Here is a 14,940-nt window from a genome sequence, read left to right as displayed (position 1 = left end):
AACGATGAAAACACTATTTGCTTCGAGCTTTCTTTTTGCAACACTGTTGCTTTTAGGTTCTTGTAACGATGACGCTGATCCGGTTATTGAGAATGAAGAAGAGCTTATCACCACTGTTAAGCTCACATTTACGGAGGGTTCTAACTCTTTCGTGGCGGAATGGAAAGATGCCGATGGAGACGGAGCCAACCTGCCAACAGTGGACGACATCTCGCTGGAGGCTGGGAAAACTTATGCTGTGTCCGTAGAATTACTCAATGAATCAACCACACCCGCTGACGACATTTCAGCTGAGGTGAGTGAGGAAGGAACCGAGCATCAGTTCTTTTTTATCACGGGCGATGGCCTTGAGTTAACAACAACATACGACGATCAGGATGCTGACGGATATCCGATTGGTTTGCAGAATACTTTTGTTGCGGGAGTGGCCGGTTCAGGGACGCTGACTGTGATTTTGAGACACGAACCCAATAAAACTGCGGCGGGTGTAAGGGATGGCGATGCTACCAATGCGGCAGGCGAAACGGACGTTGAAACAGCACCTCCTTTCAATGTCACTATCCAATAAGGCGGTTCCGGGAATAAAAAAAGGGCTGAAAAGCCCTTTATATTTTTAGTCTGTAGTTCTCGATTCCTGAGAAAACTCTTCTTCCGATTCTGAGTACTTAAACTTGTACACCAGATAGAATATGAAGTTATAAGAAAGCACCGAAGACGAATCAGCTTTGTTGCTCAAACCTGGCACAATTTCACGACTCTTCTGACTTGAAGCAGTATAATTAACAGCCTTTGGCTTTTCCTTCACCACAGCAGCCTCTGCTGCTTTCTTGTCCTTATCTTCCTGATCGCACTGCTCCTTATTGTCTTTTGACTTGTCTTCGCTCCCATCTTCTACAGATGCTGACGCCAAAGAAGGAAGCAGGCAGATACAGCCCGCAAGTAGTAGTGATCTGAAAATATTCTTGGTATAAATCATATGTGCTTTAGACCTGAAAGGGAAACCAAGATACTAAAATTTTGTTTAAGATTCCTAATGCGTGCATCTAACATTTACCTTTCATCCCTTAATATTAGATTTAACATATTTTTTTTGACTTTCGTATAATTTACTAAACCATGATTGACTGGAGTGACTTTAAAAAGGTAGACATAAGAGTTGGAACCATTGTGGAAGTGTTGCCATTTCCAAAGGCACGAAAACTTGCCTATATTCTTAAAATCGACCTTGGCGCAGAGCTAGGTGTGAAACAATCCAGCGCTCAAATCACAGCGCTCTATACTCCGGAAGATTTGGTTGGGAAACAAATTGTGTGTGTTTCCAACTTCCCTCCCAAGCAAATAGCGAATTTTATGTCAGAAGTACTTGTTACCGGGTTTGCTAACGAATCAGGTGATATTGTACTTTGCACTCCCGAACTAAAAGTGCCCAATGGCGCAATGCTGAATTAATGAGTCAATACGAAATTCGCCCGCTCCAGCACAATGACCTGAGACAAATGCACAGGTCGTTTTTGGAAGCGTTCTCTGAATATCCCGTGCCTATGCAGCTTAGCTATTCTCTTTTTAAAAAGAGGATGCTTGGCAAGCTGAATATCAGATTTGACCTTTCGTTTGGGGCGTTTTCAGGCCAGAAGCTGGTCGGCTTTATATTTCACAGCCTGAACGAATACAAAGACATTACCAGTATTTACAATGGCGGTACAGGGGTGATTCCCGGGCACAGAGGCAACCGCCTGACCCGACAATTGTATCTGGCGTTTCGGGAGAAAGCTGCCACGCAGGCAAAAAGATGTGTGCTCGAGGTAATTACTGTCAATGAAGTCGCCATTAATGTTTATGAAGAGATCGGTTTCCGGAAAGTGGGCTTCTACAATTGCTATAAGCTTAACAAGGTTCTTGAGCCTTCTAATCTAAACCAAGACGAATTTCTGATTGCCTGTGGCTCCCTCAGCAGGAAAGATTTATACCAGCAACTGGACAGCGTGGAAACTTCGTTTTCTGACACGTTCGATCAGTTGGCATACAATGCAGCCTCCGAGACCTTCGTGGAGTGCCGTAATGGCGACAGAGTGGTTGGTTACATTATTTTTCAGGCTCAATCCGGAAGGATAACACGCATGGCTGTTGATGCCAGCTTAAGAAGAAAGGGCATTGGCACACGACTAGTTTATGAAGCGTATATTCAAAGTGGAAAGAAAAACCTGACTGCCATTAACATCCCTGAAGCTGCAAAAGACATTGCAGGTTTTTTGCTGAACGTGGGATTCGAAAACCAGATAGATCAATGGGAAATGGAGTTGACGCTATGAGGAGAAACATACTATTTTCCGACCTGCCAAAGCTTTGTAAAGGCAAAATCAGTGGTGTTGATACTCCCTCAGCAATCCTGTCGCTGTCACTCGACTCACGCAAAGTATTCTCTGGTGAGGGGGCTGTTTATTTTGCTATTAAAGGGCCAAACCACGACGGCCACTCTTTTCTCTGGGAGGCATATCAAAAAGGCTGGAGACTGTTTGTGGTGGAGTCTCTGCCAAAGGATATTGAGCGTTTTGAAAACGCCTCTTTCTTTCTCACAAGCGACTCCCTGCAAACATTGCAGGAGCTGGCAGCTGCCCACAGAAGGCGGTTCAGCCTGCCTGTAGTAGCTATCACCGGAAGCAATGGAAAAACCATTGTGAAAGAATACCTGTATCAGCTACTGGCCAGCAGTATTTCCGTTGTCAAAAGCCCAAAAAGCTGGAATTCGCAAGTTGGAGTGCCGTTGTCGGTATGGCCGCTGGCCGACCACCACGAAGCTGGAATTTTCGAGGCAGGTATCTCACAACCAGGTGAAATGGCTCGCCTTAAAAACATTATCCAGCCCACCATCGGCATCATCAGCAATATTGGGCCCGCTCACGACGCACTTTTCACATCCCGGGAGCAAAAGCTTGCTGAAAAAATGAAGCTCTTTGAGGGCTGCAAAAAGCTAATTTACTGCACAGATCATTTCGCTATAGACAGGTTCCTGTCAGGCAATGTATTGCCGGGAGTAGCCGGAATAGGCTGGGGGCAGGGAAAGGGCGCAAAATATGCCGTTAGTACAGTTGGAAGCAAACTGAAGCTAGCATGGGAAATGGGCAAGGTTGAGATTGACCTGCCTTTTACAGATGACAAATCGGTTGAAAACCTTTGTCATGCCGTGGTAGCTGCACTCGAAATGGGTATCAATCAGAGCATCCTGGCCCGGCAGGTATCAGTGTTGTCTGCCATCCCGATGCGGCTGTCGCTGAAAGAAGGAGTTTTTGGCAGTCGGCTGGTCGATGACTCGTACAACAACGATTTTCAAGGATTGGAAGCAGCACTTGACCTGGCTATCACCCATAGCCACGGCAAGCCAATCTCTGTTGTTCTTTCTGACATACTCCAGGCTGGTGAAAATGAAAAGGAGCTGTACAAGCATGTGAACGACATGCTGGTGAGCAAGGGTGTCTCAAAATTAGTGGCCATTGGCCCGACTATCTCCGCCAATGGGGATGCTTTCAGGATGGCTTGTGAGCCTTATGTATCCACGGAAGCGTTTCTGGAGCAGATAAAAGAAAAACAATTCGCCGGGCAAACAGTACTGATTAAAGGAGCACGCAGTTTCCGGTTTGAAGAGATTGTGAAGAGGCTACAAGCCAAAGTGCATAGAACTGTGCTGGAGGTAAATCTGGAAGCGCTGCAGCACAATTTTCAGTTTTACAAAAGCATTCTTGAGCCAGGAGTGAAAACCATGGTGATGCTGAAAGCATTCGCCTACGGAAGCGGAAGCGGTGAAATAGGGCGAACACTTCAATACCTGAAGGCCGACTATGTGGCTGTCGCTTACCCCGACGAAGGTGTTTTACTACGTGAACAGGGTGTTCATCTCCCGGTGATGGTCATGAATGCACCTGAAGAAAGCTTTGATAAACTGCCAGCATATTCCCTGGAACCAGAAATTTTCTCGCTCTCGCAGTTGCAAAACTATGGCGAGTGGTCACAGGGCAAGAGTGAAGCTCCCCCTATTCATATTAAAGTGGATACTGGCATGCACAGGCTCGGCTTCGCTACCAGCGAAATAGAGGCTGTTGTGAAGCTGCTCGGTCGATATCCAACTATCAAAGTAGCCTCTATTTTTTCTCACCTCGCTGGCTCCGAAAACAACGCCTTTGACGACTTCACTCATGTTCAGGCCAGGACCTTCCTTGATTGCTACGAACAGTTGTCCCGGCACCTTGGCTACAAACCCATCCGCCATCTGGTGAACACAGCAGGTATCAGCCGATTCAAATCGTATCAGTTTGATATGGTAAGAGTAGGCATTGGCCTGCATGGCATCGAGCCTACGGAAGAGGAGCAAGGGCAACTCACCGTGGTGGCAAGGCTAAAAACCGTGGTATCTCAAGTCAGGAGGCTGGCAGCCGGACAAACTGTTGGCTACAGCCGGGCTGGCAAAACCAATAAGAACACCGATGTGGCTACCATTGCTATTGGCTACGCTGATGGCTACCCCAGGTCGCTGGGAAATGGCAAAGGGAAGGTGCTGATTAACGAGCAACTGCTGCCTACCATTGGCAGCGTTTGCATGGACATGACCATGGTGGACGTAACGGGCGTTGATGTGCGGGAGGGCGACGAGGTAGTAGTATTTGGTGAGCACCCATCTGCAAACCAGGTTGCGGAATGGGCAGACACGATTCCCTATGAAATCCTCACTTCTGTGTCTGAGCGAGTAAAGAGAGAATATCTGAGCTTTTAAGGCCTATCCACACCCCAGGTTTTTCTTAAAATCCCTTTCTGGAATGCCGCCAAACTTACTCTCTTCCTCAGTCTCCTGATTTTTATCAGGCCTGACAGAAGTCAGCTTTTTTGGCCTTTCGTTTTCCTTATTTCGGCCTTCGGATTTCTCTTTTCTTTGTTTTTTCATGTGAATTTGAATGAATGACAAGAATCAGGTTTGAAAACCGAAACAAATTTAGCAATTTTGAACTAATCTAAATAAGAATAGAGGATGAGAACAGTAGCTGATATGCGTCCGGGAGAAAGGGGAACTGTTACAGGATTTTCTGATCAGGAGCTTTCCATAAAGTTATTAGAAATGGGTGTTTTGCCTGGTACGGAAGTTATTATGAAGATTATTGCCCCCTTTGGTGATCCGGTTTGCATCGAAGTTTCTGGCTATAACCTATCCATGAGAAAGAACGAGGCATCGACTATTTCACTCCTCTAAAGAATGCCTGATTCACATAAAGTTAAAGTTGCGCTCGTAGGAAACCCTAATGCGGGCAAATCATCGCTTTTTAACTACCTCACTGGTCTCAATCAAAAAATTGGCAATTTCCCCGGAGTAACAGTTGACAAGAGGGTAGGCAAGGCACATCTACCCAATGGTCAGGCGATAGAGGTGCTTGATTTACCAGGTACTTATAGCATTTATCCCCGTTCGATGGATGAGCAGGTGGTGGTAGACACGCTTCTCAACGAAAATGCAGCCGACTACCCTGATGTCGTCATAGTCATTGTCGATGCCTCCAACCTTAAAAGAAACCTTTTACTTTTTACTGAAGTTCACGACCTCGGCATTCCGGTCATTCTCGCCCTCAACATGATGGACGTGGCCAGCCAGAAAGGGCTGGACATTAACGCCACCGCTCTGAGCAGGGTGCTCGAGGTTCCTGTTGTTTCAATCAACGCAAGAACGGGCGCAGGGCTCGACAGACTAAAAAATGCACTAACTATTCCTCTAGGCCCGGTTACCCCGCCCCTTTACGACGTGCTGGCGTTAGCTCCCGAGGCGATAGAGGAAACCAAAGAACAACTGGAGCTGGATCACAACTACAAGGCATACCAATACCTGATCAACTCCCCCACTTTGCCCAGCCTCAACGGTGACGGCGAATCGATTGCCAAGCACATTATTCAGAAGCACGACCTTGAGGTGAGGGTTATTCAGGCTCATGAAACGCTTGAGCGCTACTCAATGATTGATGGTATTCTTGCCAAGGTGCTCAGCAGAAAGCCTACTCAGCAGCAACGCCAGTTTTCAAACAAGCTCGACAGAGTTTTGACACACAAGGTATGGGGCTACCTGATCTTCTTTCTGGTGCTTTTCCTGATGTTTCAGTCAATTTTTGCGTGGGCGGAACCGATGATGGATTTTATTGACTTGACTTTTTCTGCGCTGTCAGATTTTGTAGGGTCTGTTCTGCCTGACGGCATTCTCAACCGACTAATCACTGAAGGCATCTTACCCGGCATTGGCGGCATAGTTGTCTTTATTCCCCAAATTGCCTTCCTGTTTGCCTTCATCGCCATCCTTGAAGAATCAGGCTATATGGCAAGGGCTGTTTTTCTCATGGACAAGATCATGAGAAAGTTTGGTCTGAATGGAAAAAGTGTAGTTCCCTTGATTTCAGGAGTTGCCTGTGCTATTCCAGCAGTGATGGCCACCCGAAACATCGATAACTGGAAAGACAGGATCGTGACCATCATGGTAACGCCCCTGATGAGCTGTTCGGCAAGGCTGCCGGTTTACACCATATTGATTGCCCTTGTAGTGCCTTCTACCTCAGTTCTCGGGTTCTTCAGTCTGCAGGGAGTGGCCCTGATGGGGATGTACCTGCTAGGTTTTATTGCCGCTTTGCTCTCCGCCTATGTAATGAAGCTCATTATGAAAATGAAAGAACGCAGCTTCTTTCTCATGGAGCTTCCGATTTACAGAATGCCGAGATGGAAAAATGTGGGTATCACCATCGTTGAAAAAGTAAAGACCTTTGTCTTCGAGGCGGGGAAGGTGATTTTGGCGATTTCTATAGTATTATGGGTGCTTGCCTCCTACGGACCAGGCGACGCTCTCACAAAGGCCGAAGAGACCGTACAAAAAGAGAGCGCTCATCTGAATCTTTCGGAAGAGGAAATGGATGACAGGGTTGCTTCCTATAAGCTTGAGCACAGTTATGCTGGTTACCTTGGCAAGGTTACAGAGCCGGTTATTGCTCCCCTGGGCTATGATTGGAAAATTGGCATTGCCCTTATCACCTCGTTTGCTGCCAGGGAAGTGTTCGTAGGAACAATTGCCACCATATATAGCGTGGGCTCGGCAGGAGAAGACAATACAACCATCAGACAAAGACTGGAAAAAGAAAAAAATCCGAAGACCGGCGGCCCCATGTTTACCACGGCTGTTGCCTTCTCTCTGCTGGTCTTTTATGCATTCGCCATGCAGTGCATGAGCACGATCGCCATCGTTTATCGGGAGACCAAAGGCTGGAAATGGCCTGCCATCCAATTATTTTATATGTCTGCGTTGGCCTATTTGTCCGCATTGGCCGTATACAATTTGTTATCATAGGAACAAATCGTAGAAATGGACGAAAAAGAAGCGTTTTTCAAAGCTCGTATTACCACATTTGAACGTCAGACATCTGAAGTTGCCGGTAAGCTCAGGGAGTGGTCTACCTATAGAATAGGCATTTTTGTGGTATCCATCATTGCGTTAGTCTATTTCGCCAATGAGAGAATGGCGTGGCCGGTTTTCTTTGTTCTCGTGGGCTTCTTTTTGATTTTTGGCTCCCTTGTAAATGTGTACAACAAAACGAAAAAGAATCTCTCGTTTCTTAAGTCGATGCTGGCGGTCAATCAAGATGAAGTCAGAAGGCAGCAGCTCGACATCAAGCACCTTTCGGATGGCAAAGAATTCCTCAGCGAAAATCACCCTTACGTAGCCGATCTCGATATTTTCGGGCGGCATTCCATTTTTCAGCTTGTCAACCGTGGATCGACGCCGCCGGGGACGGCCACCCTTGCTTCGTGGCTAAGCTTTCCGGCAAAAGCCAATGTTGTTAGCCCAAGGCAGCAGGCTGTTCGTGAGCTTGAAAGTCAAATCGAATGGAGGCAGTCGTTTGAGGCCTTTGGGAGGATGAATCTACCGGATAAGTCAAAGCCCGTAGTGCCCTTAGAGCAGCTTTTGTCAAAACCAGCCCCCATCTCTCAAGGCTTTAAAATTTGGGCAGCCGCTTCTATGGCTGTTTCGCTGGTCATTTACGGATTGGCGATCTTGTCAGTGGTGGTTTGGCAGTGGGTGTTTCTCGCAGCAATCCTCAATAGCTTTTTTCTCGTTGCATTGATGAAGTCAATGAACGAGGAGTATCAAAAAATGCAGGGCCTGTCAAAACAGTTATCCGTCTATGTAGATTTGTTCAACTGCATTGAAACGGGCAAGTTTGAAAACAGCTTGCTTCATGACCATCAATCCATTTTATTAAACCCCGGGCCCTCGGCGTCCGTCGCCTTCAAAAAACTGCACGAGGTGGTAAATCGGTTCGACAGCCGGATCAACATGCTCTATCAAATTCTCAACTCATTTCTTCTTCTCGACTTTTGGCTTATTACACTGGCGCAGAAATGGTTTGACGAAAACATTGATCACGTGGGCGGTTGGATGGAAGCTCTGGGTGAAATGGAAGCCATTAGTAGCCTGGCAGGGTTTGCCTTTGCCAACCCGGCCTATGTCTACCCTGAAACATCTGGTTGGGATTTTGACCTAAAAGCCAGTCAGCTGGGCCACCCTTTGATTCCAGCTAAGAAGCGAGTTGTAAATGATTTTGTGCTTGATGGCAAGGGATTAATATTGATAACAGGATCCAATATGTCAGGAAAAAGCACTTTCCTGCGAACAGTGGGGGTAAATTCGGTACTGGCATTGGCAGGAGCCCCGGTTTGCGCCAACAGCATGACTATCTCCTATATGGAGCTCTTCACCAGCATGCGCACCCACGATGACCTATCGGAAAGCGTATCGTCTTTTTATGCAGAGCTAAAACGGCTCAGGCAGCTCTTAGATCTATTGGAAACGGGAGCTCCGGTTCTCTACATGCTCGACGAGGTATTGAAAGGCACCAACTCAGAGGACAGGCATATTGGCACAAAGGCCCTTGTGAGGCAGCTTCTTAGAGAAAAGGCGGCAGGCTTTATTTCTACACACGACCTCTCCTTAAGCGAGCTGGGCAATACTGACCCTCTTGTAACCAACTTCAGCTTTAACAGCCTTGTGAAGGGCGATGAGCTGCTGTTCGACTACAAGCTGACCGAGGGGCCCTGCAAAAGCTTCAACGCCTCACAACTGATGAAGAACATAGGAATAGAAATAATTCCCTAATTTCGCTGCATCAAACCATGGCAACAGTAAACAGAAAAATTGGCATTCTAGGTGGTGGCCAGCTTGGGCGCATGCTCATACAGTCCGGCATCGATTTTAACATCCCTTTCAAAGTAATCGATCCTGACCCTTCAGCTCCCTGCAAAGACCTCGTAGACGGATTTGTTAACGGCAATCTCAAAGACTTCGACACGATCTATCAGTTTGGTAAAGACTGTGATGTTGTTACCATAGAGATTGAACATGTAAACACCCAAGCGCTCAGAAAATTGGAAGAAGAAGGCAAAAAGGTTTTCCCTCAGCCTCATATTATTGAGTTGATACAGGACAAGCGACTTCAAAAACAGTTTTACCAAAAGGAAGGCATTCCAACAGCAAAGTTTGTGCTGACTGAAAATGCTGCCGATGTAGCCGCCCAAGCCGACTTTCTGCCAGCAGTAAACAAACTTGGAAGAGAAGGCTATGATGGCCGTGGTGTTCAGGTAATCAGGTCCGAAAAAGACTTGACAAAAGCATTTGACCAACCTGGGCTTTTGGAAAAACTGATAGATTTTGAGAAAGAGCTTTCCGTAATTGTCGCCCGAAATGAGCAGGGCGAGATCAAAACCTTTCCTGTAGTGGAATTGGTTTATCATCCAGAGGCAAATCTCGTTGAGTTTTTGTTCTCGCCAGCCCAGATCTCAATCGAAGTGGAACAGAAGGCCAGAGCTCTCGCTGAAAAAGTAATTACCAAACTTGGCATGGTGGGGTTGCTGGCTGTGGAGATGTTTCTCACCAGGGATCACGAAATTCTCGTTAATGAAGTTGCCCCCCGGCCTCACAACAGCGGACACCAGACGATAGAGGCGAATATTACCTCGCAGTATGAGCAGCACTTGAGAGCCATCTTAGGGTGGCCCCTGGGAAGCACCAGGGCCCATACTCCGGCTGCTATGGTCAACTTGCTCGGAGAGGAAGGTTTTCAGGGAGAAGCTGTTTACGAAGGACTGGAAGAGGTGCTGCAAAAAGAAGGGGTACATCCTCACCTTTATGGCAAAAGGCTAACAAAGCCTTTTAGAAAAATGGGGCACGTGACGATAGTCAACGAAAGCGCTGAAGACCTGAAAACCCTGGCTTATTGGGTAAAAGATAAACTGAAAATAAAGGCATAAAATGGCTGAAGATAAAAAACCAATTGTAGGTGTGATCATGGGTAGCCAGTCGGACCTCACTGTGATGCAGGAGGCAGCAGAAATACTGGAAGAGCTTGGCGTTCCATGCGAAGTAACCATTGTCTCAGCACACCGCACCCCACACAGAATGATATCCTACGCTGAAGAAGCCCGCAAAAGAGGTCTGAAAGTAATTATAGCCGGTGCGGGCGGTGCGGCTCACCTGCCAGGGATGGTCGCTTCCATCACCACTTTACCTGTGATTGGGGTGCCGGTTAAATCCAGGAATTCTATTGACGGCTGGGACTCAATCCTTTCTATTCTACAAATGCCTGGCGGTATTCCGGTAGCGACTGTAGCACTGGACGGAGGCAAAAATGCTGGCATACTTGCAGCTGAGATTGTTTCTACGTTTGATGACAAGGTTGCCAACGCCTTGCAGGCCTACAAAGACAAACTAAAATCTACCGTCGAGGACAGTGCCACCAAATTGGAAAATCAGGGGTGGAAGTCCGCACAAATAGGTTTCAAAAAATAGCTCAGCTACAACTGCTAGTTGTTTACCAATTCAGGTTTCTTCGGGAAGATAAGTGAGAGTATGATAGATCCTATCAACACTACCAAAATCATACTGAATGACCATATCACGGGGACGTGAATACTGAAAATGTCCACCAGCATCTTCGCTCCAATGAATATGAGGATGATCGCCAGGCCTTTTTGAAGCAGATAAAACTTATCAAGCACGTTAGACAGCAGGAAGAACATCGCCCTTAGGCCCATCACGGCAAAGATATTGGATGTGTAGATGATGAACGGGTTCTGAGTAATCGCAAACGCAGCGGGAATGGAATCTACGGCAAAAATGAGGTCGGTAGATTCAATAAGAATAATAACCAGAAAAAGTGGCGTAAATATAAGCTTACCTTGTTTGAAGATGACAAACCTGCCGCCCATGTCTCCTTTTGAGATGGGAAAGAACTTTCTGGCAAGTTGAATGAGGGGATTCTTCTCTGGCTCAATTTCCATGTCCTCATCATCCTTGAATATTTTAAGCCCTGAATAGACAAGAAACACGCCGAAGACGTACAGAATCCAATGTGCTTTGCTGATCAAAAGCGCTCCGACGAAAATGAATATTGCCCGGAAAATGATGGCGCCCAATATCCCCCAAAAAAGAATGCCATGATAGTATTCATCCTTCACTTTGAAGTAGCGAAGGATAAGAAGAATAACAAATATATTATCAATACTTAGTGCTTTCTCTGTGAGATATGCCGAGTAAAATTCAAGCATACTTTCATAGGGCGTAACGCCAGGCACGGGATTTTCATAGTAGAAATAAATAACGCCACCGAAAATAATAGAAACAACAACCCAAAACAGCGACTGCTGAAGCGCATCCTTTTGGCTAATCTTTCCTGGTTTCTTGTGAAAGACGCCTAGATCAAGAATTAAAAAGATAGTGATTACAATACCGAAAATGCCGTACAAGAGGTTTTCACTGTTGGCTAGCAGTTGATCAAGCATAAACAAAAGGCGTTAGGACACAGGTCAAAAAAGGCATTGTAAAGAAAATAATAGCTGCGGTTTTTTTCAAACGACCGGCAAATAAAACAAGAATTAGGCAATATAAAAAACCACGCCGATTGTCAAAAGAGTGGATTATATTAGAAATGTACAATTTAAAAGTTTCTCAAAATACGTATGAATATCATTAGGATAGCTGACCTTGTCGGAAATCCTATTTGAGGTGAATTAAATTGTTTGAATTAATTCATTTCATTTGATAATACTAGGGTTTTTTTGTAAAATCATTGTATAAAAGAGCTGTATGCTAGGTGGTTATACTTTAGACCTTATCCTTGTTGGGATTGCTTATCTGATACTTGTGTATCTGATGGTCACTCTTATGAAGAAGAGAAATAAAGATGTCGGCGGGCATGACGATGACGACGACGGAGGTATTACAGTGAAAGGGCCACCGGAAATTGATCTTCCCCCGGGCGTTTGCCTGCCAGACGGCAATCCAAGGCTGGTGTTTATTGACGAAGAAGAGCGGGAGGAAATGCCAGTTTGAGTTATTGTTGGCAGTCTTTGCAATAGCCAGTCACCAGCATGCTTACATCCATCAAGACATACCCGGCCGGTAGTTTTATTCCAGGAATGTCTGATTCGTCGAGGCAAGTTGTGAGCCCACACCTGATGCATTTAAAGTGAACATGCTCGTGCTTATGTAAGTCTTCGGAGCAGTCGGCATTGCACAAAGCATATTTCTGAGCTCCGTTATCATCAAGAACTTTATGAATCAAACCTTTATCTACAAAGGTCTTTAGCGTTCGGTACACAGTCACCCTGTCGTAATGTTCGCTTACCCTGTCCTCAATATCGGCATGCGACAAGGCAAAATCGTGCTCATAGAATATAGCCAGTATATCCGCCCTGCATTGCGTGTTTCGCAGTCGATGTCCTTTGAGTGTTTCTTTTAAAATTAATTCTGACATTCCTGTATGCTACCGGGTGTTTGGTTGTACAGTAATTTTTGAACAATATACAAAGCTCCTGATTAGACTGAAAGTGATTAGGACACTTCGAGTTGAAGCTTCACCAGTTGACTGTATTTCCCCTCCTCATCATTCGTCAACTCGTCATGAGTCCCTTGCTCAGTAATTTGCCCGTCACCTATCACGTAAATTCGATCCACCTTTCTAATCGTAGCCAATCGGTGGGCAATGATGACCGTTGTGCGATCCTTCATGAGTTTCTCCAGGGCATCCTGCACCAGTCGCTCCGACTCGGCATCCAGCGAGCTGGTGGCTTCGTCAAGTATTAAAATCGAAGGGTTTTTCAAAATAGCCCTGGCGATGGCAATCCTCTGCCGCTGCCCTCCGCTAAGCTTCATGCCCCGTTCGCCCACAATGGTATCAAACTGCTCGGGAAAGCTTAGGATAAAGTCCAGGGCGTTAGCCTGCCGGGCAGCTTCCACTACTTCGTCTTCTGTGGCGTCGGGTTTACCGTAGCGAATATTCTCTAAAATAGTGCCGCCGAAAAGAATCACCTCCTGAGGCACAATACCGATGTGCTTCCGCAAAGCTGAAATAGAATAGGATTGGTTGTCCTTTCCATCAATCAATATTTTCCCCGTATCTGGCTGATAAAACCTCATCAGCAGCTGAATGATTGTCGACTTACCCGCTCCACTTTGACCTACCAGCGCCACCTTACTACCATGAGGCACGTGGAAGCTTATGTTCTTCAGCACTGGCATTTCCTTGCGGGTAGGGTAACTAAAGGTTACATTTTCGTAAGCAATCTCACCTTGTATACTGATCGATTCCTGCTCCTTGCTTTCGACCTCCTCAGTTTCCTCAAGAATTTCCAGGATCCGCTCCGAAGCACCAATTGCCTTCTGTATCTGACCAAACAGATCCCCGAGGCCGGCAATTGACCCACCGATGAAAGTGGTGTAGAGCACGAATGAAAGCAGATCGCCAACCGTCAGCTCTCCGTTTTGAACGAGCGTGGCACCGTACCACATTACGCCGACTATGCCGCCAAACAGGGCAAAAATTACAAAAGAGATAAAGCCGGCCCGGTAAGTAGCGGTTTTCAAGGCCACCTTTACTACAGCCGACATTGACGCCCGGTACCTTTTGATCTCATACTGCTCGTTAGTAAAAGCTTTTACTGTATGAACAGACTGGAGCGTCTCTTCGGCCACTACGCTGGCGTTGGCCAAAGCGTCCTGGGTTTTTTTTGACATTTTCCGGATAAACCTGCCGAAAAACATCGCTGCCAGAATCAACACCGGGAAAGTGGCCAGCATAAAAACACTCAGCGACGGCATCGTGTAAAAAATCAGCCCAAGGCCAATAATCAAGATTGATGTTTGGCGAATCAGCTCCGCCAGGGTTACAGTAAATGTATCCTGAATCATGGTCACGTCCGAAGTGATTCTACTGATCAACTCTCCTGTTCTCTTGCTGTCGTAAAAGGTAATGGGCAGCCTGATAAGCTTTTGATAAAGGTGGGTTCTTATGTCGGCGACTGTGCGCTCAGACACGGTTGCGAAGAAATAAACCCGAAAAAAAGAGACAATGCTTTGCACCAGCAAAATCCCAATGAGTGCCAGCGCAATCGACGTGATGTCGTTGAGCAACCACGACCCCTTGCCGGAGGCAACATCGATGAGCTTACCAGCCACATAAGGAAAGGACAGCAGTATGCCACTTGTAAAAAGCAATAGCACCAAGCCTGCTATGAACCCGGCCTTATAGGGCAAAATAAATCTGAAAACACCTAAAAGCTTTTTGAAATTATCTTTATTGAGGGGGCGCTTCTCCTCTTTTTCAAGGGTGGAGAACCGTGAGTTACTTCTTGCCATCAGCTACTTATATCAAACAATATTCAAAACCTTAAGTAATACATTGGGTAGAAACAAAAAGTTTTGTTCGGCGCAAAGTTAAGAACCTAATCCCCGAATCGAGAGAGAAATCGAATCACAATTTCGACGGCCTGACGGAAATCATCAATGACTCTTATAAAATTCATTGTAATTATCAGAAATATGACAAATATTCATGTCTGGATATTGTTCAGTTTGCTTACCCATTTCGGGGACAAGCTATT

At 46.1% G+C, this 14,940-nt stretch carries 15 protein-coding genes; 10 read left to right on the top strand and 5 right to left on the bottom strand.

Annotated features, from left to right (window positions below; genetic code table 11):
* Positions 1–4: 4 nt before the first annotated feature.
* Positions 5–568, top strand: coding sequence for a hypothetical protein (locus tag RT717_RS26055; RefSeq protein WP_317489257.1), 564 nt, complete (start codon positions 5–7; stop codon positions 566–568).
* 45 nt (positions 569–613) lie between these two features.
* Here RT717_RS26055 and RT717_RS26050 read toward each other — a convergent pair whose 3' ends face one another.
* Positions 614–976 carry a hypothetical protein gene (locus RT717_RS26050; protein WP_317489256.1) on the bottom strand — a complete coding sequence of 121 codons (363 nt, stop codon included), beginning with the start codon at positions 974–976 and terminating at the stop codon, positions 614–616.
* A 140-nt stretch (positions 977–1,116) separates the two neighbouring features.
* Here RT717_RS26050 and RT717_RS26045 point away from each other — a divergent pair, with 140 nt between their 5' ends.
* Genes RT717_RS26045 through RT717_RS26035 form a run of 3 tightly spaced genes read left to right on the top strand, consistent with a single transcriptional unit; the run spans position 1,117 to position 4,762 of the window.
* The gene (locus RT717_RS26045; RefSeq protein ID WP_317489255.1) at positions 1,117–1,449 is read left to right on the top strand and encodes a tRNA-binding protein; all 333 of its coding nucleotides are present in this window, start codon (positions 1,117–1,119) and stop codon (positions 1,447–1,449) included.
* Positions 1,449–2,309 (top strand): GNAT family N-acetyltransferase, encoded by an 861-nt coding sequence (locus RT717_RS26040; protein WP_317489254.1) that lies wholly within the window; start codon positions 1,449–1,451, stop codon positions 2,307–2,309. The genes RT717_RS26045 and RT717_RS26040 overlap by 1 nt, the downstream gene beginning before the upstream one ends.
* The gene (locus tag RT717_RS26035) at positions 2,285–4,762 is read left to right on the top strand and encodes a bifunctional UDP-N-acetylmuramoyl-tripeptide:D-alanyl-D-alanine ligase/alanine racemase (RefSeq protein ID WP_317489253.1); all 2,478 of its coding nucleotides are present in this window, start codon (positions 2,285–2,287) and stop codon (positions 4,760–4,762) included. Before RT717_RS26040 ends, RT717_RS26035 begins: the two co-directional genes overlap by 25 nt.
* 3 nt (positions 4,763–4,765) lie before the next feature.
* On the opposite strand, the gene RT717_RS26030 is transcribed toward RT717_RS26035, so the two are convergent.
* Positions 4,766–4,930, bottom strand: coding sequence for a hypothetical protein (locus RT717_RS26030; protein WP_317489252.1), 165 nt, complete (start codon positions 4,928–4,930; stop codon positions 4,766–4,768).
* 84 nt (positions 4,931–5,014) lie between these two features.
* Between RT717_RS26030 and RT717_RS26025 the strand changes: the two genes are divergently transcribed.
* The 5 genes from RT717_RS26025 to purE are packed head-to-tail and all read left to right on the top strand — an operon-like array spanning position 5,015 to position 10,849.
* Positions 5,015–5,233 carry a FeoA family protein gene (locus RT717_RS26025; RefSeq protein ID WP_151997687.1) on the top strand — a complete coding sequence of 73 codons (219 nt, stop codon included), beginning with the start codon at positions 5,015–5,017 and terminating at the stop codon, positions 5,231–5,233.
* 3 nt (positions 5,234–5,236) lie between these two features.
* On the top strand, positions 5,237–7,354 hold the full coding sequence (feoB, locus tag RT717_RS26020; protein ID WP_317489251.1) for a ferrous iron transport protein B: 2,118 nt from the start codon (positions 5,237–5,239) through the stop codon (positions 7,352–7,354).
* A 15-nt stretch (positions 7,355–7,369) separates the two neighbouring features.
* On the top strand, positions 7,370–9,160 hold the full coding sequence (locus RT717_RS26015) for a MutS-related protein (protein ID WP_317489250.1): 1,791 nt from the start codon (positions 7,370–7,372) through the stop codon (positions 9,158–9,160).
* A 17-nt stretch (positions 9,161–9,177) separates the two neighbouring features.
* Positions 9,178–10,311 carry a 5-(carboxyamino)imidazole ribonucleotide synthase gene (locus tag RT717_RS26010; RefSeq protein ID WP_317489249.1) on the top strand — a complete coding sequence of 378 codons (1,134 nt, stop codon included), beginning with the start codon at positions 9,178–9,180 and terminating at the stop codon, positions 10,309–10,311.
* A 1-nt stretch (position 10,312) separates the two neighbouring features.
* Positions 10,313–10,849 carry a 5-(carboxyamino)imidazole ribonucleotide mutase gene (gene purE, locus RT717_RS26005; RefSeq protein ID WP_317489248.1) on the top strand — a complete coding sequence of 179 codons (537 nt, stop codon included), beginning with the start codon at positions 10,313–10,315 and terminating at the stop codon, positions 10,847–10,849.
* 14 nt (positions 10,850–10,863) lie between these two features.
* Here the strand turns inward: purE and RT717_RS26000 are convergent, their stop codons facing one another.
* Positions 10,864–11,841: a TerC family protein gene (locus RT717_RS26000; protein WP_151997692.1), complete on the bottom strand. Its 978-nt coding sequence runs from the start codon at positions 11,839–11,841 to the stop codon at positions 10,864–10,866.
* Between the two features lie 382 nt (positions 11,842–12,223).
* Here RT717_RS26000 and RT717_RS25995 point away from each other — a divergent pair, with 382 nt between their 5' ends.
* Positions 12,224–12,391 carry a hypothetical protein gene (locus tag RT717_RS25995; protein ID WP_317489247.1) on the top strand — a complete coding sequence of 56 codons (168 nt, stop codon included), beginning with the start codon at positions 12,224–12,226 and terminating at the stop codon, positions 12,389–12,391.
* Position 12,392: 1 nt separating this feature from the next.
* On the opposite strand, the gene RT717_RS25990 is transcribed toward RT717_RS25995, so the two are convergent.
* Entirely contained in the window at positions 12,393–12,815 is a 423-nt protein-coding gene (locus tag RT717_RS25990) for a Fur family transcriptional regulator (RefSeq protein WP_317489246.1), read from the bottom strand.
* A 77-nt stretch (positions 12,816–12,892) separates the two neighbouring features.
* Complete coding sequence (locus tag RT717_RS25985) at positions 12,893–14,695, bottom strand: ABC transporter ATP-binding protein (RefSeq protein ID WP_317489245.1); 1,803 nt, start codon at positions 14,693–14,695, stop codon at positions 12,893–12,895.
* Between the last annotated feature and the right edge of the window lie 245 nt (positions 14,696–14,940).

This window comes from Imperialibacter roseus, assembly GCF_032999765.1.
Classification (GTDB): Bacteria; Bacteroidota; Bacteroidia; order Cytophagales; family Cyclobacteriaceae; genus Imperialibacter; species Imperialibacter roseus.
This window is presented reverse-complemented; position numbering and strand designations above follow the sequence as displayed.

Coding starts and splice junctions, on each gene's coding strand:
- RT717_RS26000 (WP_151997692.1), bottom strand. CDS start 11,841: ATGCTTGATCAACTGCTAGCCAACAGTGAAAACCTCTTGTACGGCATT.
- RT717_RS26010 (WP_317489249.1), top strand. CDS start 9,178: ATGGCAACAGTAAACAGAAAAATTGGCATTCTAGGTGGTGGCCAGCTT.
- RT717_RS26045 (WP_317489255.1), top strand. CDS start 1,117: ATGATTGACTGGAGTGACTTTAAAAAGGTAGACATAAGAGTTGGAACC.
- RT717_RS26055 (WP_317489257.1), top strand. CDS start 5: ATGAAAACACTATTTGCTTCGAGCTTTCTTTTTGCAACACTGTTGCTT.
- RT717_RS26035 (WP_317489253.1), top strand. CDS start 2,285: ATGGGAAATGGAGTTGACGCTATGAGGAGAAACATACTATTTTCCGAC.
- RT717_RS25990 (WP_317489246.1), bottom strand. CDS start 12,815: ATGTCAGAATTAATTTTAAAAGAAACACTCAAAGGACATCGACTGCGA.
- purE (WP_317489248.1), top strand. CDS start 10,313: ATGGCTGAAGATAAAAAACCAATTGTAGGTGTGATCATGGGTAGCCAG.
- RT717_RS25995 (WP_317489247.1), top strand. CDS start 12,224: ATGAAGAAGAGAAATAAAGATGTCGGCGGGCATGACGATGACGACGAC.
- RT717_RS26050 (WP_317489256.1), bottom strand. CDS start 976: ATGATTTATACCAAGAATATTTTCAGATCACTACTACTTGCGGGCTGT.
- feoB (WP_317489251.1), top strand. CDS start 5,237: ATGCCTGATTCACATAAAGTTAAAGTTGCGCTCGTAGGAAACCCTAAT.
- RT717_RS26040 (WP_317489254.1), top strand. CDS start 1,449: ATGAGTCAATACGAAATTCGCCCGCTCCAGCACAATGACCTGAGACAA.
- RT717_RS26015 (WP_317489250.1), top strand. CDS start 7,370: ATGGACGAAAAAGAAGCGTTTTTCAAAGCTCGTATTACCACATTTGAA.
- RT717_RS26030 (WP_317489252.1), bottom strand. CDS start 4,930: ATGAAAAAACAAAGAAAAGAGAAATCCGAAGGCCGAAATAAGGAAAAC.
- RT717_RS25985 (WP_317489245.1), bottom strand. CDS start 14,695: ATGGCAAGAAGTAACTCACGGTTCTCCACCCTTGAAAAAGAGGAGAAG.
- RT717_RS26025 (WP_151997687.1), top strand. CDS start 5,015: ATGAGAACAGTAGCTGATATGCGTCCGGGAGAAAGGGGAACTGTTACA.